General features: G+C 64.0%; 21 protein-coding genes. 5 read left to right on the top strand and 16 right to left on the bottom strand.

Going from position 1 to position 17,381, the window contains the following annotated elements:
* Positions 1–2: 2 nt before the first annotated feature.
* Positions 3–488, bottom strand: coding sequence for an Lrp/AsnC family transcriptional regulator (locus DWB23_RS10310; RefSeq protein ID WP_121742713.1), 486 nt, complete (start codon positions 486–488; stop codon positions 3–5).
* A gap of 189 nt (positions 489–677) precedes the next feature.
* The gene (locus DWB23_RS10305) at positions 678–1,283 is read right to left on the bottom strand and encodes a hypothetical protein (RefSeq protein WP_121742712.1); all 606 of its coding nucleotides are present in this window, start codon (positions 1,281–1,283) and stop codon (positions 678–680) included.
* Positions 1,284–1,521: 238 nt separating this feature from the next.
* Here DWB23_RS10305 and DWB23_RS10300 point away from each other — a divergent pair, with 238 nt between their 5' ends.
* Positions 1,522–2,085: a thioredoxin family protein gene (locus DWB23_RS10300; protein ID WP_121742711.1), complete on the top strand. Its 564-nt coding sequence runs from the start codon at positions 1,522–1,524 to the stop codon at positions 2,083–2,085.
* 94 nt (positions 2,086–2,179) lie between these two features.
* Here DWB23_RS10300 and DWB23_RS10295 read toward each other — a convergent pair whose 3' ends face one another.
* Positions 2,180–2,638, bottom strand: a complete 459-nt coding sequence (locus DWB23_RS10295; protein ID WP_121742710.1) for a PKD domain-containing protein — start codon at positions 2,636–2,638, stop codon at positions 2,180–2,182.
* A 259-nt stretch (positions 2,639–2,897) separates the two neighbouring features.
* Between DWB23_RS10295 and DWB23_RS10290 the strand changes: the two genes are divergently transcribed.
* Positions 2,898–3,725, top strand: coding sequence for a BtpA/SgcQ family protein (locus DWB23_RS10290; protein WP_121742709.1), 828 nt, complete (start codon positions 2,898–2,900; stop codon positions 3,723–3,725).
* A gap of 29 nt (positions 3,726–3,754) precedes the next feature.
* Here the strand turns inward: DWB23_RS10290 and DWB23_RS10285 are convergent, their stop codons facing one another.
* From DWB23_RS10285 to DWB23_RS10255, 7 genes are all read right to left on the bottom strand, one after another.
* A complete protein-coding gene (locus tag DWB23_RS10285) occupies positions 3,755–5,074 on the bottom strand; it encodes a hydroxyacid-oxoacid transhydrogenase (RefSeq protein ID WP_121743076.1) in 1,320 nt (439 codons plus the stop codon).
* Positions 5,071–5,883, bottom strand: a complete 813-nt coding sequence (locus tag DWB23_RS10280) for an N-acyl homoserine lactonase family protein (protein ID WP_121742708.1) — start codon at positions 5,881–5,883, stop codon at positions 5,071–5,073. The genes DWB23_RS10285 and DWB23_RS10280 overlap by 4 nt, the downstream gene beginning before the upstream one ends.
* A gap of 96 nt (positions 5,884–5,979) precedes the next feature.
* Positions 5,980–7,224 (bottom strand): tripartite tricarboxylate transporter permease, encoded by a 1,245-nt coding sequence (locus DWB23_RS10275; protein ID WP_121742707.1) that lies wholly within the window; start codon positions 7,222–7,224, stop codon positions 5,980–5,982.
* 124 nt (positions 7,225–7,348) lie between these two features.
* A complete protein-coding gene (locus tag DWB23_RS10270) occupies positions 7,349–8,041 on the bottom strand; it encodes an HAD family hydrolase (RefSeq protein ID WP_121742706.1) in 693 nt (230 codons plus the stop codon).
* A gap of 87 nt (positions 8,042–8,128) precedes the next feature.
* Positions 8,129–8,470, bottom strand: coding sequence for a 50S ribosomal protein P1 (gene rpl12p / locus DWB23_RS10265; RefSeq protein WP_121742705.1), 342 nt, complete (start codon positions 8,468–8,470; stop codon positions 8,129–8,131).
* Between the two features lie 18 nt (positions 8,471–8,488).
* Complete coding sequence (locus tag DWB23_RS10260; RefSeq protein ID WP_121742704.1) at positions 8,489–9,529, bottom strand: 50S ribosomal protein L10; 1,041 nt, start codon at positions 9,527–9,529, stop codon at positions 8,489–8,491.
* Between the two features lies 1 nt (position 9,530).
* Entirely contained in the window at positions 9,531–10,163 is a 633-nt protein-coding gene (locus DWB23_RS10255; RefSeq protein ID WP_121742703.1) for a 50S ribosomal protein L1, read from the bottom strand.
* Positions 10,164–10,367: 204 nt separating this feature from the next.
* Between DWB23_RS10255 and DWB23_RS10250 the strand changes: the two genes are divergently transcribed.
* Positions 10,368–10,976 (top strand): hypothetical protein, encoded by a 609-nt coding sequence (locus DWB23_RS10250; RefSeq protein WP_121742702.1) that lies wholly within the window; start codon positions 10,368–10,370, stop codon positions 10,974–10,976.
* A 103-nt stretch (positions 10,977–11,079) separates the two neighbouring features.
* Here DWB23_RS10250 and DWB23_RS23725 read toward each other — a convergent pair whose 3' ends face one another.
* From DWB23_RS23725 to DWB23_RS10225, 6 genes are all read right to left on the bottom strand, one after another.
* On the bottom strand, positions 11,080–11,214 hold the full coding sequence (locus DWB23_RS23725) for a hypothetical protein (protein WP_275086300.1): 135 nt from the start codon (positions 11,212–11,214) through the stop codon (positions 11,080–11,082).
* 164 nt (positions 11,215–11,378) lie between these two features.
* Entirely contained in the window at positions 11,379–11,867 is a 489-nt protein-coding gene (locus tag DWB23_RS10245) for a 50S ribosomal protein L11 (RefSeq protein ID WP_121743075.1), read from the bottom strand.
* A gap of 116 nt (positions 11,868–11,983) precedes the next feature.
* Complete coding sequence (gene cutA / locus DWB23_RS10240) at positions 11,984–12,286, bottom strand: divalent-cation tolerance protein CutA (protein ID WP_121742701.1); 303 nt, start codon at positions 12,284–12,286, stop codon at positions 11,984–11,986.
* 111 nt (positions 12,287–12,397) lie between these two features.
* Positions 12,398–12,589 carry an HEWD family protein gene (locus DWB23_RS10235; RefSeq protein WP_121742700.1) on the bottom strand — a complete coding sequence of 64 codons (192 nt, stop codon included), beginning with the start codon at positions 12,587–12,589 and terminating at the stop codon, positions 12,398–12,400.
* A gap of 202 nt (positions 12,590–12,791) precedes the next feature.
* Complete coding sequence (locus DWB23_RS10230; RefSeq protein WP_121742699.1) at positions 12,792–14,303, bottom strand: phosphoenolpyruvate carboxykinase (ATP); 1,512 nt, start codon at positions 14,301–14,303, stop codon at positions 12,792–12,794.
* Between the two features lie 304 nt (positions 14,304–14,607).
* A complete protein-coding gene (locus DWB23_RS10225) occupies positions 14,608–15,042 on the bottom strand; it encodes a cupredoxin domain-containing protein (RefSeq protein ID WP_121742698.1) in 435 nt (144 codons plus the stop codon).
* A 122-nt stretch (positions 15,043–15,164) separates the two neighbouring features.
* Here DWB23_RS10225 and DWB23_RS10220 point away from each other — a divergent pair, with 122 nt between their 5' ends.
* Together DWB23_RS10220 and DWB23_RS10215 are read left to right on the top strand one after the other, a co-directional pair.
* Positions 15,165–15,890 carry a protein sorting system archaetidylserine synthase gene (locus tag DWB23_RS10220; RefSeq protein ID WP_121742697.1) on the top strand — a complete coding sequence of 242 codons (726 nt, stop codon included), beginning with the start codon at positions 15,165–15,167 and terminating at the stop codon, positions 15,888–15,890.
* A gap of 72 nt (positions 15,891–15,962) precedes the next feature.
* Positions 15,963–17,324 carry a HEAT repeat domain-containing protein gene (locus DWB23_RS10215; protein ID WP_121742696.1) on the top strand — a complete coding sequence of 454 codons (1,362 nt, stop codon included), beginning with the start codon at positions 15,963–15,965 and terminating at the stop codon, positions 17,322–17,324.
* The last annotated feature ends 57 nt before the right edge of the window (positions 17,325–17,381 follow it).

Raw genomic sequence — 17,381 nt, 5'->3', positions numbered from 1 at the left:
GGTCAGGGTGAAAACGAGAGCCGGTCGTCATCCTCGCCGTCGCCGAGTTCGATCCCGTGTTCCTTGTAGGAGGTCATCACGTAGTGGGTGACCGTCTGGGTGATCTCGGGGACGGGCGCGACCTTCTCGCTGATGAACTGGGAAACCTCGCGGATCGAGTCGCCCTCGACCTCCATATCGAAGTCGTAGTCGCCGCTGATCAGCCGGAGGGCCTTGACCTGTGGAAACCGTGCGAGGCGCGCTGCGATCTCGTCGTAGCCCGTCTCGCGGTCGAGCGTGACGTTCAACTCGACCTCGGCGCGGACGCGTTCGTCTTCCAGTTTGTCCCAGTCGACGACCGCCTGATAGCCACGAACCACGCCTGCCGCCTCGAGCGCTTCGATCGTTGTCTCGACCTCCTGCTCCTCGAGGTCGGTCATTCGCGCGATATCCGCCGTGGAGTAGCGCGCGTTCTCACGAAGCAACTCAAGCACCTCGCGTTCGCTCATATCCTTTCGAAACGCGAGCGTGAGTAAAGTTCTAACGTTGTTGGGCCGCCCGCAGCTACGGACGAGACGATCCCGCGAGCGAGCGCGCAGGGCTCTCGAGCGACCACCGAGTATCGCGTCTATCGACGACCGGTCGGAGAGCCGGGAGACCGCGGTCGCGTCTCGTCACCACCGCAGGTGGAATCGACGTTATCGATAGTTCTTGAACAGCAGCGCCCGAACGTCGTCTTTCGTCTGGACGTCTTCCGTCGAGCCGTCCGGTAACTCGACGCTATAGCGGTAATCCGCCGACGCTGACTCCTCCCACTTGTCGTCGTGGGTCTCGAGGAGGCTCATCATCTCGTCGAGCATATCGTCGTCGTCGGCCGAGCCGTCGCCGTCGTCATCGTCGGATTCGTCGTCTGCAGCAGCAGCAGTCTCGTCTGTCGCGTCGTCGTCCGCGGGTACCGACTCCGCACCCGAGTCCGCATCCTCGCCACCGGCGTCCGCATCCGTCTCGCCGTCGGTCTCTTCCTCGGTCGAATCGTCCTCGATGTAGGAGACCTCCTCGAGTTCGTTCGGGTCCGACTCGCCGTTGATGGCGGCTCCGACCGAAGCGGCGACATCGTCGGTCGCCGACGAGTCGAACTCCGCGTCGATCTCGATATCGACGTCGTCGTCGATGTTGTCGATCAGGAACTGGACGGCGTCGCGTTCGCGGACGAACCCGTACTTGCCGACCACCCGTTCGGAGATCTCTTCGCGGAGGTACTGGATGACCGCGTACTGTTCGTCGGTGACCTCGAGCGTTTGCATACCACATCGATGTTGCGGGGGGTACAAATATGTGGGCCGTGTTCGGGACCGGTTTCGCAGCCGCTCGTTCGCCGATACAGTAGTCCGTCTTTGCAATGAGGTCACGCGAACGATCCGCGATCCCTTTCGGTTCGCACCGCGTACCCGCCGCGGTCCGTCTTCGCTCGCCGCGGGGCGGTTTGGCTGAGAAGCGGGGACGAGCACGACGCTTAAGACGATTCGTCCAAAACCGGACGCTATGGTACTCGAGGAATCCGACTCCGAACTCACAGCCGGCGACGCCGCCCCCGCGTTCGAACTCGAGGGTGCCGACGGCGAGACGTACGCGCTCGAGTCGTTCACCGGGAACGACGCGCTCTTGCTCGTGTTCACCTGCAACCACTGTCCGTACGCGAAAGCGAAGTTCGACCTGCTGAACGACCTGGCCGCAGAGTACGACGACGTCGCCGTCGTCGGGATCAATTCCAACGACGCCGAGGAGTACCCCGAGGACTCCCTCGAGAAGATGAGGGAGTACGTCGAGGACGGAACGATCCGGTACGACGCCTACCTGCGCGACGAGAGCCAGGAGGTCGCCCGGAAGTACGGTGCGGTGTGCACGCCCGATCCGTTCCTCTTCGAACGCGACGACGGCGAGTTCCGACTCGTCTACCAGGGCCGCCTCGACGACGCCCTGAACCCCGAGGACGAACCGACCCGTTTCCACGTTCGGGAGGCGATCGAGGCCGTCCTCGCCGGCGACTCGGTCGACCTCGAGTGGCGGCCCTCCCAGGGCTGTTCGATCAAGTGGACCGACGAGTGACGAACCGATCAGTTTCGCAGAATCGGCGATAACGGCGGCCGTGTCGAAGGCGACAGCCGAACGTCCTCCGCGACTGGAACGCGTTTCGATCGCGTTACTCGACGACGAGGTCGCCGACCTGATTGATCTCGTGATAGCCACAGATGTACGTGGTCATGTCGGCGTGCGCCGTGAAGTCGAGCGTGGTGCTTTCGCCTTGCTCTCCGACCGTGTCGCTGACCAGATCGTCGACGACGTCGCCGCTATCGTCCCGGATCTGGAGATCGTGGTCCATCCCGTCGCCGTTGGTCCACTCGATCGTGTACTCCTCCCCTTCCGTGAGGACGAGGGTCGGGTTTTCTTCGCCGTCGATCTCGGACGGTCCAGTCCCCTTCCAGTGAGAGGCGGACCCCTCGAGGGCGATGTCCGTGCCGGATTCGATTTTGAACTCGTCACTGCCGCCGTCCCCGTTGCCGCCGTTCTCGGCGTCACCGCCGAGACAGCCTGCGGCGGCGACCGCAATCGTCGATGCGCCCGCAGCTTTCAGGACCGTTCGTCGGGTGTGTACAGTCATGGGCGTCCTCACCGGAGACTACCAACCGTTAGTTATTGAATAGCGTACCACATTCCCTCAAACTGGGAGTGCTCTCGACTATGTTCGGTCGAAACGGATACACGGGCACTAATTCAGACTCGAAGTGAACAGGCTAGAACTACGACCGACTGGTCGCTACCGGACGACGCGTCGATACCGGGTCGGTCGCTACGGGTCCGGATATTCGAACCCGGCCGTCTCCACGATCACTTATTTTACTCGAGTCCCCACCACCGCTATGTCCACACCGACACCGCTTCTGAACCGGTTCGACGCGGAACATCCCGTCGTCGGAATGATCCACCTTCCGCCCCTGCCCGGCGCGCCGGGGTTCGACGGTGATCGCGCCGCCGTTCGGAGCCGGATGCTCGAGGACGCACGCCGCCTCGAGGCCGGTGGGATCGACGGAATTATGCTCGAGAACTTCGGCGACGCGCCGTTCTACCCCGACGACGTTCCGACGCACGTCGCGGCGGAGATGACCGCGCTGGCAACGAGTCTGACGAGTGCCGTCGACGTTCCCGTCGGGATCAACGTGCTCAGAAACGACGCGGAGGCGGCCCTCTCGATCGCCGCCGCGGCGGGTGCCGAGTTCGTGCGGGTGAACGTCCACGTCGGCGCGGCCGCGACCGACCAGGGCGTCGTCGAGGGCCGAGCGCACGAGACCGTTCGCCTCCGCGATCGGATCGACGCGCCCGTCGCGATCCTCGCCGACGTCCACGTCAAACACGCCAGCCCGATCGGCGCGGACGACATCGAACGAGCGGCGCTCGAGACCGTCGAGCGCGGCCGGGCCGACGGCGTGATCGTCTCCGGGTCGGGCACGGGCGACGAAACCGCGCTCGCGGACGTCGAACGGGTCGCCGACGTGCTCTCGGATCGCGAGGAAAACGCCGCTCCCGTGTTCGTCGGCAGCGGAGTGACGAGCGACACCGTCGGTGACTGTCTCGAGGCGGGTGCTCGCGGTGTCATCGTCGGAACGGCGCTCAAGGAGGGGAGCGAAACGACGAACCGCGTCTCGAGCAAGCGCGTCGAATCGGTGGTAACGGCAGCGAACGACTCGTAGATCCCCTGACCCAGCCCGGACCGTCTGCGCTATTCCCAGTTGTACAGCGCGTCCCGAAAGATGTCGGCGGCGTCCGCTTCCGTCACCGGACGGGGATTACAGCGCAACAGCCGTTGTTGGGTCTCGACGGTCTGAGTCGCGAGCCAGTCGACGTCCTCCTCGGTGATCCCGGCGAGTTCATTGAGGCCGCTGGGAATAACGTTCAAGTCCTGTTGCAGGCGAACGTACTCCCGTCTGGCCTGATCTGCCGCCTCGCGGGTGCCCATGCCGTCGGTCTCGGCACCCAGCATCTCAGCGACCGCGACGAACCGTTCCGGATCGCTGGCGACGTTGTACCCCAGCGTCGTCGCGGGCGTGAGGGTAGCGATGGTCTCGCCGTGGTAGGTGTGGTACCGGTTCCCGACGGGATAGGCCATCGCGTGACAGAGGCTCGCGCCGGCCGTCAGGCCCGCTATCGCGCCGAACAGGGCACCCTTGAGCATCCCCGATCGAGCCTCGAGATCGTCCCCGTTGTGGACCGCGGTACGAACGTTACTCGAGAGGAGGTCGATCGCCTTCTCCGAGAACATCTCGGTGAGTTCCGTCCGACCGGCGTAGACGGGCCGCGACTCGGGATCCGACGCCCGCAGGAGGCCGTCGAACGGGTGGGTCGTGTAGCCCTCGATGGCGTGGCCCAGCGCATCCATCGCGGTCTTGGCCGACATCTCGGCGGGCAGCGTCGTCGTAAACGTGGGATCGAGGACGGCCGCGTCGGCCCGGACGTGGTTGCTCGAGATACCCTCCTTGATCTCCTTTTCCTCGACCGAGAGGATGGCGACGGGCGAGATTTCCGCGCCGGTCCCCGCCGTCGTCGGCATGAGGACGAGCGGCGGCCCCGAATCGGTCAGCGCTTCGCCCTCGCCCGTCGGCTCGGCGATGTAATCGAGCACCTGTCCGCCGTTGGCGATCACCGCGCGGGTCGTCTTCGCCACGTCGATACAGCTGCCGCCGCCGAAGCCGACGTAGAAGTCGTAGCCTGCCTCGCCCTCGTTCTCGCGGACGAACTCGAGACAGGTGTCGACGTTCTCGATCGACGGCTCGCGTTCGGCACCGTCCCAGACGGTGACGTCGTAGCCCGCGTCCTCCAGGTGGTCGGTGACGCGGTCGACGTGACCGATGTCGACCAAGTTCTCGTCCGTGACGACGAGGCCGTGAGCACCGCCGTCGGCGCTGACACCCAGGTCGGCCAACTGAAAGCACAGCTCTTCGACGGCGTCGCGGCCGAACCGGATCTGTGGCATCTGGAGGTGCCAGACCGTCTCGGGCTGGAGTTCGTGGTCGGGGGCGGAGACCGATCGATCGTAGCTCATCTCGCCGTCCCCCATCCGTCTCGAATCTCCTCGAACTGACCGCTGTCGTGGCCGTACACGATCTGGGCGCCGTGGCGGCGCTCGAGTTCCTTGATCCGCTGGAGGCTCTCGAACCACTCCGTCTTGCCCCAGAGGAGCAACGCGCCAAGCGGGATCTCCTCCTCGAAGTTCTCCGCTCGGTAGAGTTGATCGCCGGTGAAGACGAGCGTTCCGTCGTCGTCGAGGTGGATCACGCTCCCGGTCAGCCCCGGCGTGTGGCCGGGGAACCGAACGAACTCGAGGTCGTCGAAGTGTTCCTCCCGATCCTGGTGGAGGACCTGCCAGTTGAGGTCGTGGTCGAAGTCCTCGAGGATGTACGCCCCGCTCCCCTTGTCGGTTTTCGCGCTGTAGTAGGCGTACTTGATCTCCCTTTCGTGGACGAAGATCGGCACGTCGGTGCCGTCGAAGAACTCCAACCCACCCGCGTGGTCGAGGTGAAGGTGCGACTGGAAGACGTAGTCGATGTCGTCGATGCCGTAGCCCGCCTTCTCGAGGTCGTCGTCGAGACGGTGTTCGTCGGCGTTGTACGGGTAGAACGCCTGCAACAGGCCTTCCGGCCAGTGGCCCTCGAGCGCCTCGTGGTGGTTGCCGGTGTCCCAGAGGATCGTCCCCTCGGGGTGATCGATGACGAGGCTCCAGACGGGGATCTCGTCGTAGTCCACGTCCGGGTTGGGTTCGTCGTGCGTTCCGAGGGTGTGGCCCTCGAGCATGTAGTTCTGGTCGCATTCGAGTCCCCCGCGATAGAGGACGTCGATCGTCGCGTTTACCATCCTGTTGACACCTCGGGGAAGTACACCGACGGCGAGCAAAAACGTTTGTCCGTCATTCACAACCAGTCGTAGAAATCGTCGACCGGTCGGCTGTCGTTACGAGAAACTGAACAGTAACGGTCCGATCAGAACCCCCATCAGGTGAACGCGCCGGGCGCGCAAGCGCACCGGAACCATGCCGACGCCGGCTGCAACGACGAAAACGGCGATCCCGATACCGCCGGTAAACAGGTACGAGAGGGCGAGTAGGAGACCGAGAACCGCGACCGAGATTTTCCAGTACTCCATTCGGCCGACAGTCTCGAGGTACGCGTCCCCGACGACGATGACGAGCACGAATCCGAGCAGTCCCGCGAGGACGACACCCGCGAGGAGGATCGGTACCTCGAGCGGCGCGTTAAGGCTCTCGAAGGCGACCATCACCCCGGTTCGGGGCTGGCCGATAGCGACCAGCGCAAAGAGCGCGAAGATCGTATTTGCCGTGTCGACGCCGCTCGTCGCGACGATGTAGCCTCGATCACCGGAGTGCCCCGGGACGAACGCCAGTACCGCGACCGCGGCGATCGCGGCTGAGATGCCGGGAATGTAGCCGACGATCGCACCCGCGAGCGCGCCGGCGAGCGCCGTCAGCGTCACGAGCGGACCGGACATTGTAATCGTGTCGGCACGTTGGGGCGGGATACCGCTCCCGCGAATCGCGTCGATCAACACCGGCGCGCCGAAGAGGCCGGCGAACAGTGGTGCGAGCATCCCGCCGGCCTCGAGGGGCGCATCCGTCGAGAGGTCGAGCGTGAGCAGGCCCAATCCGGCGGCGAGCGCGAACGAAAGCAGGCCGCCGACGCGGGCGCGCCACGTGTGCTCCGAGGCGATCAACCCGACGATGACCATCGCCAGCAGGAGCGCCAGATGGTCCCGAATCGTCGGATACGCGGCCGTCACGCCCCAAGTGATCGGGACGGCGAGTGGCACCGCCGCGAGGACCGCGAGAATGCTCCCGAGCGCGGAGAGGCGGATCGCCTCGTAGCCCCGTCCCTCGAGGACCATTCGATGGCCCGGGAGGGCGGTGACGGCCATCTCCGCGTCGGGGACACCGAGTGCCATCGCGGGAACGACGTTGAGAAAGGTGTGGACGACGCCGGCCGCGAGCATCGCACAGCCGACGAACAGCGGCGGGCCGGGAACCGACGGCGCGAAGCCGGCGAGCAAGAGCGCGAAGTTGTTGGCGTGGAGTCCCGGCACGAGACCGCTACAACAGCCGAGTGTCGCGCCGGCCCCGATCCACGCGAGCAACTGCAGCGTCAGCGAGGGTTCGGCGACGAACTCGACCGGGGCGGTGGCCATCGACCGATCTGGCCGCGGCTTCGGTTATCAACTCTCGGACTCGGTACCGCTCGAGCAACGCGTCGACTACTCCAGTTCCCCGACGCTCGCCGGGGCGACGATCTCCATCGGCAGCTCGTGGTCGTTAGCTCTTTGGCAATTCGAACGGCCGTCTGATGGGTCCTGGAAGTAAATCCGGTTCGAGCAGGTCGTCGACGCTCGAGACGACAGCATCTGCAGCGTCGGTAGCCGCTCCCTTGCCGCCGTCCTCAGCGACGTACACGGTTCGAAATCCCGCGTCTCGAGCGCCAACGATGTCCTCCTCGTAGCTATCACCGACGTAAACATAGTCGTCAGCCGGGAGCTCCCGTCTCGCACGGTCGAAGATCCGTCGATCCGGTTTCCGCATGCCGACGTCGCCGGAAACGATCATTGCATCGACCACCGCCTCGAGTCCGTGGCGCTCGAGTTTCGCTCGTTGTTGGTGACCCGCACCGTTCGTCAGCACGCCGGTCGGGTCGGTCACCGCGACGCGCTCGACCACCCGCTTTGCGGCTGCCGACACGCGGGTCGCTTCGAGTTCCATCTCGCAGTGTTCCACTGCGAGCGTGGCCGGCGATGCGTCGAGGTCGCCGGTCTCCGTAACGGTCGCAAATGCCCGGCGGTACGGGTCCGATTTGCAACGTTCGAGCGCGTCGAACAGTCGCTCGAGGTACGCCTCGTAGGCCGCATCACTAGCCTTCCCGTAAGGTGCAACGGTCGTCTCGAACTGGGTCTCGAACGGAGTCGTGTAGGTACACAGCGTTCCGTCGAGGTCGAAGTAGACGGCAGTCGTCATGGTGTGTCGCTCACGCGGGGAACAGAAGTAGCTCCCGAACGGGTGCGTCGAAAGAAATCGGGATTGCTTGAGTCGTCGTGTCGCGACTTAGCCGAAGAGTTCGCCGAGGCCCTCGCCGCCGGCGTCGTCGTCTTCGTCCTCGTCGTCGTCCGTCGTGTCCGGGACGTCGCTGGTCTCTTCGGCCTCTTCGTCCTCGTCGCCTGCAGCCTCGCCGGCCGCAGCGCCGCCTGCGGCGGCTCCGGCGGCGGGGACGGCTGCAGCCTCGGAGACTGCCTCGTCGATGTCGACGTCCTCGAGTGCGGCGACGAGCGCCTTCACGCGGGATTCTTCGACGTCGACGCCGGCAGCGTCGAGTACGTTCGTCAGGTTGTCTTCGTTGAGCTCTTCGTCCGTCTCGTTCAGGATGAGTGCAGCGTATACGTATTCCATTGTTAGATTCTCCGTTGATCAGCCGAACATCGCGCCGAGCCCTTCAGCACCGTCACCGTCGTCTTCGTCGTCATCGTCGGTGTCGGCGTCGTCGGCCTCAGCGTCGTCCTGGTCATCTGCCGATTCGTCTGCGTCCTCGTCGGCGTCCGCCGTCGGTTCTGCGGGGGCTTCGACGCCCTGCAGTTCCTCAGGCAGCGCCTCCTCGTCGTCGATCTGGGCCGCGAGCGCACGCAGCTGTGCGTCGGCCTTGCTGACGAGGTCGGGCATGAGCGCTTCGTCCTCGATCGCAGCCTGCAGGCCGAGGCTCTTGGCCTCGCCCGTGGCTTTGGCGATGAGCGTCGGCGCGGTCGCCTCGGTCGGGTAGCTCGCGTTGATCGAGAGGTTCCGAGCGCGAGCGGCGGCCGTCGCCACGTCGCTCTCGTAGGCCTCGATGTCGATGTCGAGGTCCTCGGGATCGAAGAGGACGCCTTCGGCGACGACTGCACGAAGGTCGAGACCGACCTCCTTGGGTTCGATACCCAGTTCGTTGAGGACGTTCGCCAGATCCGCAGAGACTTCCTCGCCGGCTTCTAAGACCGTCGAGTCCTCCATGACCTGGATCGAACCGTCCTCGATGCGTGCGTTCGCACCGATACCTTGCAGTTCGCCGACGAACGGCCCCGGATCGACACCGGTGTCACCCTCGGGGATGACGATGTCGTTCGGGGCGACCTCGCCCTCGTTGATCGGGGCGGGCGTCTTCGACGCCTCGAGTTCCTTGTAGAGTGCGAAGGGGTTGTCGTTCGTCGCGATCAGGCCGACCTGCCCTTCGATGTGGGGGACGAGATCGCCGAGGTCAGCGTCTTCTAGCGCGTGAACCTGCAGGGTGTTGCGGCTGACCCGCAACTCGGCGGTGCCGTACAGGTCACGGCGCATGTCCTGAAGCTGTTTGCTCGGAATGCCGGCGATGCCGACGACGCCGACGCTCTCGTACTCTTCGATGAGCTGTTCGAGCTCGGCGACTTCCTCTTTCTTCCACTGGGGAAGGTTCTCGGTCTTGCGTTCAGCCTGTGCGCTCATGTTAGACTACCTCCTGAGCTGGCCCCATCGTCGTCTTCACGTAGACCGCGTCGATGTTCTGGGGGCCCTTCTCGAGGTCGGCGTGCAGACGACGCAGGATAACGTCGATGTTGTCGCCGATGTCTTCGGCGTCCATGTCCTCGGCACCAACGAGCGTGTGGAACGTTCGTCGGTCGCCGGAGCGAAGCTGCACAGTACTTTTGAGTCTCTCGACGGTCTCGACGACGTCGTCGTCGGGCGAGAGCGGGTCCGGCATCTTCCCACGGGGACCGAGAACGGTACCCAGGTGCCGGGCGATGTCTTGCATCATCGACTCTTCGGCGATGAAGAAGTCCGTCTCGTCCGCCATATCTTTAGCTTCGTCGTCGTCCAGATCGGCCACGTCGCTTCCCGAGAGCACGTCGTCCGCGGCCTCTTCGGCGCGGACGGCGGTTTCTCCCTCGGCAATAACGACGATGATCGTCTCCTGGCCGGTTCCGGACGGCAGGACGATAGACTCGTCTACACGGTTCGACGGTTCGTTCAGGTCAAGGTCGCGCAAGTTAATCGCGAGGTCTACCGTCTCGGTAAAGTTCCGATCGGGCGACTCCTCGAGTGCGCGAGCCACTGCGGTGTTAATATCCGAATCTGCCATCGTTCACCTCCGTAGTACGCAGGAATGCTCCTACGGGTTAGTGAAACAGGCGACGCCTGTCTCCATTGAACGGAGTGCCATGCCAAACTTAAACCCGTCGAACTGTTCTTCGCGCCCACACCCGACTGATGCGTATGAGTCAGCAGTGGGAACAATCAACACAGACCGAAAGTACTATTGGATATGAGTATGTAGCTGTTCAACATGTGGCCAGTGGATTTATATAGTGTCGTTGGGGCGGCGGCACTCGAGCCGATCGGAGCTCTCACAGTCACCGATATCGGGCCCGAAACGTATCGGGCGCTCGGCGCGCTCGAACGGGCGGGGCTCCAGTTCGGCGCAACGCTCATCGTCGCGATGGTCGTCCTCGGTCTGGTCCAGGGCTACGGCTCGAGAACGGTGACGAAAGCCCGTCGAAGCCCGGTCATTTCGAGCTGTATCGGCGTGCCGAGCCTGCTCGTCATCGCCGGCGTCTCGAGTACGGGGTATCTGATCCTCGGAACGAGTCTCGGGACGTTCTTCGGCGTGGTGTTAGTTATCATCGGTCTGACCGTCGTACCGGCGCTAACCACCATTGGCTTCGTCGCGATCGGCCAGTCGGTCGCGGCGCGGTTCGGTCGCGATCAACTGTGGGCCGGCGTCCTCGTCGGTAGCCTGCTCAGCGGTCTCGTCGGCCTGTCGCTCGTCACAACCGTTCTCGCCGTCGTTCTCGCTGGATCACTCGGCACGGGTGCCGGGGTCCGCGTGCTGATGGGCGCCGGCGGAACGACCAGACCCGACGACCGAACCGTGCCTCCCGCGAACAAAATATAGGTTCGAGCCACTCGACCGGTGACCGGTTTTTCGGCCGCTATCGAGCGCATTGATCGCTCCGTTCGAGTCGTCGTCGCCAGAGCGGTAGTGGGACAGACCCGTATCATCGACCGTATCGGCCAGTCGTGACTCCGGTGGTGAGGAACACGCATTCGCGCTCGTCGGGATCGACGGCGTCCCGGAAGAACTCGAGCGCCGCGGACGCGATCTCGAGACCGACGACCTCGTCGTTGCGCACGATCTCCACGTGCTGGCGCGACTCCCGCGACTAGCACACCCGTCGCTCTCGAGTCGAGGATCGAAAAAACGTCTCGTCCGGCGTCGACGTCCGAACCGATTACGCTTCGCGCCGTCGACGAGCATCACGAAACACGTCCGCTGTGTGTTTCGAACGCTCGCGGACTACGCTTCCGCTTCGGCTGCAAGAACGTCGTCGTACTCGCCGCCGTCGACCTTCTCCTTGAACTCGCGAGCGTCGTCGCCTTCGATGGTGACGCCCATCGAGGCGCAGGTGCCGACGACTTCCTTCGCCGCGTTGATCGTATCGTAGGCGAGCAGGTCGGGGTGTTTCTGCTCGGCGATTTTCTTGACCTGTTCGACCGAGATGTCGGCGACGAAGTCCTTCTGGGGTTCGCCGCTACCCGTTTCGAACCCGGCCTCGTCCTTGATGAGTGCCGCGGTCGGTGGGACGCCGACGTCGATCTCGAACGAGCCGTCGTCATCGTATTCGACGGTGACGGGCACTTCGGTGCCGTCGAACGCTTCCGTCTGGTCGTTGATCTGCTGTACGACAGCTTGCACGTCGACGGGGGTCGGTCCGAGCTCGGGACCGAGCGGTGGGCCAGGGTTGGCCTGGCCACCCGGAACGAGCACTTCGATGGTTCCAGCCATACCCATGAAAACCCGTGCGCGAGTTTTAAGGGTTGCTAATTCGGGCAGTCCCCGCCTGTGACCGACTGACGCACCCGTCGGAACGGCGGAGAACGCCCATCGTGGTCCCCGCTCCGTTACTCGACGCTTTCCGCCCACCACGCCGCGAACGACTCGAGGACGTCGCTCTCGTCGAAGCGCTCGATACACGGCACGTCGTGGGGGTGGCGCTCTCGCACTCGCTCGACCAACCGATCGTAGGCGTCAGGTGTGGTCTTCGCGAGCAGTATCACCTCGTCGTCGCGGTGTACCTCGCCGTCCCAGCGGTAGGTGGACGTGGTTGACAACTGATTCACGCAGGCTGCAAGCCGTTCCTCGATCAGCGTTTCGGCGATTTCGTCGGCGTCGGCCGGTGGCACCGTAATATAGGCGGTCGGCATACGTCCGAATACGCGAGACGCCGCAAAAAGATCCGCGCACCGTGCTCGCGCTGCGGATGTGACGCTGGGGCGACTATCGACCGAGCGATTCGTCGTCCGACGGGCGAGCGCTTAGCTTTCGTTCTGAACGACCGGATTGAACGTCCCGTTGATATCCCACTCGTGGAGACAGTGCGGATTGCCGACTTGCTTTTCGCCGTCCTCGCGGACGAGTTGCCACGCCTCGAGGGTGGTATCCCAGTGTTCCGCGCGGTCGCACCGTTCGCAGACGCGCGCCGTTGGCGTTCGTACCTGTGGACTCATTACCGGTTGTGAGAACTGCACACACATAACGCTATTCCTGTCCGGCAAGTGCTGCCTCTCAACGGGAGAGACAGTCGCGTTGGGTAACACGCCCTTTTTCGGTCCGTACGACGACCCCGTAGCGGAGCGATTCGGAACGAAAACACTGCAACAGCCGTCATCGCGCATCGAAAGCGACGGGACGGACGCTCCGCCGACTCGTTCAGTAAACGGCGTCTCTGATCTCCTCGCGGAGTTCGTCGAACTGCGCGAGGTACTCGCGCCGTTCGGCTCGCAGCGCCGCGACGGCCTCGTCGTAGTCCTCGACGTGATCGGGAACGTAGTACTCCTCGATGTCCAGTCGCGGGACCGACTCGGGAATCGTCAGCCCGATTCGCTCGTCGTCGGTCCATTCGATCGTTCCGCGCGCGGCCTCGGTGAGCACCGTCACGGATTCCGTCACGCCGATATCTTTGGACTTCGCGCCGAGATAGCCCGTGTTGATGACGTAACACTCGGCGTCGAGTGCGTCGATGAGGCCCCGGAAGATGTTCCCCTCCTCGCCCTCGGGGCCGACGATGAACGGATTCGTGCCGACGACGCGGATCGACTCGCCCGCTCGAGACGGATCGCCGGCGCTGGTTTCGATCGACTCGCCGAGCATGAAAGCGACGGCCGCCTGCTCGGTGGTCAGCTTCGCGACCGGTGGCATCAGCGGGTTTCGGGTGATGAAAAAGACCTGATCCATCCGCTCGAGGTCGATCTCATCGTCGGCGCTCTCGAGGTGCTCGCGCCGGACGATCGCTCGGGAGTTCGAGGTGTACCGATCCTCGTCGAAGTGTACCGTTCCGTCGTCGTCGACGGCGACGTTGTCGAAAACCGCCGACTCGTGGGTTGCGGCCTCGTAGAGTTCCGGCTGCTCGGCTTCATTGAGACCGATGGTTTTGATGAACAGCCCCTCGCCCTCGCTGCCGGGAACGGAGCCGTCCGGGAGGAGTCCACAGACGTCGTCCTGCAACATCGCGGCGTCCTCGGGATCCTCGAGCCAGCAGCCGTGGGAGGTCAGCGTCGACTTGCCGGTCGCGGAGAGACCCATGAACAACTGTCCCACCGTGTGCAGTTCGTCGTCGGCGTCGCGAACGCGAACGCGCTTGCTGCCGGCGTGGAGGCCGAGTCCGCCCCGTTCTTTGAGCCGAAACATGAACAGCCGCAGGAACGACTTCTTGGCTTCGCCGATGTAGTCGGTTCCGAGCACGGCGGTCACGCCGGCCTCGGGGAGCACGCGGATCGCCGTCTCGTCGTAGTCGGGTAGCTGGACGGTGTACAGATCTGGGTCGCGGCCGTCGGTCGGCTCGAACAGGTTCGCCCACCCCAGTGCGATCCGGGCGTGTTCGACGGGAACGAACAGACGACAACAGAACGTTGCGTCCGAATGACGCCCCATCAGGCGGTCGACACAGACCATTTCGCGGTCGCCGGCGAGGCCGAGCGCCTCGTCGACGAGTTCGTGATCGTGCTCGGAGAACTCGTCATCGACGGTGTTTTTCGTCCGATCCGCGCTCCGCGATCGATTCTCGCTGACGTACGACGGCGATCCGAACTCGGTCGTCGTCTCGTCGTCGGCCGCGAGTTCGCGAAGTTCCGCGAGCGATGGGTTGTACCGGACGTTCGACGCAGTCGTTGGGTCGGGAAGCTGTCGGACCAGCGGACGGGTCTCAGCCCCGGTTTCGGACATATACCACATGCACCATCATCCCGATGTATAAACGTGAGGATTCTACTCAGCGTGTGTCACTTTCTAGCCAGCGCGGTATAGATATGCATGAAAGAGCCCTCTGTGTGACCAAAAATAGGATATAACATGTTTACCACAACCTATCTGTTTTCAGATAATTGTGGAAATATACTCGAAAACGGAGTAATTCTACTCGAGGGTGTGACGCGCTCGAGCGAGCCAGTGAGAACCCGCTCACTCGAAGCGTATCGAAAACTCACTTGAAACGTATCGAAAATAGCGTTCCACCCGCGGACCGGAGAACTCACTCGGTGACGACGATGGTTCCGGTCATGTCCGCTCGGACGTGGGGAATACAGATGTAGTCGTACGTTCCGGGAACCTCGAAAGTGTGTTCGAACGTGTCACGGGGTCCGAGGCCGCCGCCGTTGTGGTCCCAGGCGTCACGAGCCGTCGACTCGTCCTCGTAGCCGCCGGTTGCGAAGTACTCGGCGTCCTCGGGGATGTGGTTCTCGAGCGCGGTGACGGTGTGGTCGGCACCGCTGGTGTTCTTCCAGACCACGGTTTCGCCGATGCTCGCCTCGTACTCGTCGGGGAGGAACTCGTTGCGAGTCATTCCGATGGTACAGTCGTCGCCGCTACACGGCTCGTCTTCGAAGGCGCTACGAACGGCCGAACAGCCAGCCAATCCGGCGGAAGCGGCGGTTCCGACGGCGGCGAGATAGACGCGCCTGTTCATACAAACGCGTTAGGACAGTTCCGATATAACCGCCCCGGTTCGATCGTCGAAAGCGGTCAGAATCGACCGGTTCCGTGACGAAACGAAAACACGTAAGGTAACTGCCCGTCGAATCCGCGAGTATGCTCCCCCGGTTCGTCGGGCGACTCGGCATCGCCGACGCAGTGACGATCGCCAACGCTGCCCTGGGGTTCGTCGCTGTCGTTATCGCCTTTATCGACATCGACCTCGCCGCCCGACTCATCCTGTTTGCGGCCGTCGCGGACGGGCTGGACGGCATCCTCGCTCGCCGATACGGCGGCACCGACGCCGGACCCTATCTGGACTCGCTGGCCGACGTCGCGTCCTTCGCCGTCGCCCCCGCAGTCCTCGCGTTCGTCGTCATCACCGACGGGTTCGAGCTCGGATTCGATACGGTAACGCCCGAACTCCTCCTCGTTACGGTGATCTCCGCGCTGTTCGTCGCGATGGCCGTCACTCGCCTCGGGATGTACACGGCCTACGACATCTCGGGAAGCCACACCGAGGGCGTCCAGACGACGCTGGCCGCGACGGTGATCGGTGCGGCGATTCTCGCGGGCGAAACCAACCCGTTGCTGATTCTCGGGGTCACCGGCGCGTTCTGCTACCTGATGGTGTCGCGCATCCAGTACCCCGACTTGCTCGCCCGCGACGCCGCGATCATGGGCGTCGTCCACGTGCTCGCGATCCTCATCCCGAACTTCGCCGGCCGAACGTTTCCCTACGCGCTGTTGACCCTCGGCATCGCCTACATGACGCTCAGCCCGTGGCTCTACTGGCGCGAGGATGCACAGCCGGCAGCGCCCGAAGTGCATGGAAACGCTTAGGGCGATCCTGCAACGACCGTAACGTATGTACACTGTCGCGCGCCAGCGCCGCCTCCGGACCCGGGTGGTACCATGAGCGAGGACGAGCCGGCCGGTGACGACGGATCGGACGCTGCGGAGGAGCCGACCGAAGAAGAACCGGTCGATCTCGAGGCCATCCGCGAGGCCCTCGAGTCGTTCGAAGCGGACATCGAAGACCTCGAGACGGATCTCGAGGCGGCCGAGACCGAAGACGACCTCGATGTCGTCGAGGCGGAGATCGACTCGTTCCGCGAGGAGTTCGAAGAGATCGAGATTCCGGATCCGCCGGAGCCCGAAGACGTCGACGATGACGAGGACGACGAGGACGAAGAAGAGATCACGCCGGAGGAGGAACTTCAGGAGCGCTACGACGACATCGAGAGCGACGTCTCTGACCTCGAGTCCGACCTCGAGAACCAGCGCGGTCCTTACGGTGCGGACGTCGTCGACGCGATCGACGGCGCGAGCGGATCGATCACGGACGTTCGCTGGACGGAGGAAGGCAACGCCGAACTGATCGAGGCCGTCGACGACTTCCTCGACGACGTCAACGACCTACTCGGTAGCGCCGTCACGCTGACAAACGAGGGCGAGGGCGTTCCCGAACAGCTCGAGGGAACCCTCGACGAGGCGGCCGGAGCCGTCCAGGCCGCCGAACTCGACGCGGACGACGACGCGGAGACGATCGCGGGCTTGCTCGACGCGACCGACGACCTCGAGTCCGATATCGACGACGCGACCGAGTGGACCGACCTCAAGATTCGCGAACAACTGCGCCGGGAGGGCTACTACGACGTGCTCGACCACGTCAAGGACTACCCGCCGGAATGGCACGCGCTCAAGGTCCACGAGAAGCGCGGCAACGTCGAGATGATCCTGCTCGCCCTCGAGACGTTCGGCTCCGACTTCATGGAAGAACACTGCATGGAGGCCCTGGAGCGAATGGGGCCCGAGGAAGCCATCGAGCCGATGGTCCAGAAGGCCAATCGACGAGACACGGCGGCGATGGCCATCCTCGGGAAGATCGGCGTCGAAGACGACGAGGTCGTCGAAACGCTGCTCGATTACGTCGACTCCAACCCGACCCTCCAGCAGCCGGCCTTTCGAGCGCTCGGCGAAATCGGTGCCGAGGAGGCAGTTCAGCCGATCGCCAACCAACTGGTCGACGACAACCCGGACGTTCGAAGTTGGGCCGCTCGCGCGCTCGGCCTGATCGGCGACACTCGCGCCATCGAGCCGCTCGCAGACGTCCTCGCGGACGACGAGGAAGATCGCGTCCGCGCCAGCGCCGCATGGGCGCTCAACCGTATCGGCACGAGAGACGCCCTCGAGATCGTCGCCGACTACGGCGACGACCGCGCGTATCTCGTCCAGGCCGAAGCCGAGAAGGCGACGCTCGAGCCGGCGGCCTGAAGAGCGGAGCGCGCGGTCCGTTTTTGCCGAATCGCTCATTGGCCGCGAGGCCGAGTC

Source organism: Natronorubrum halophilum (genome assembly GCF_003670115.1).
GTDB lineage: Archaea > Halobacteriota > Halobacteria > Halobacteriales > Natrialbaceae > Natronorubrum > Natronorubrum halophilum.
This window is presented reverse-complemented; position numbering and strand designations above follow the sequence as displayed.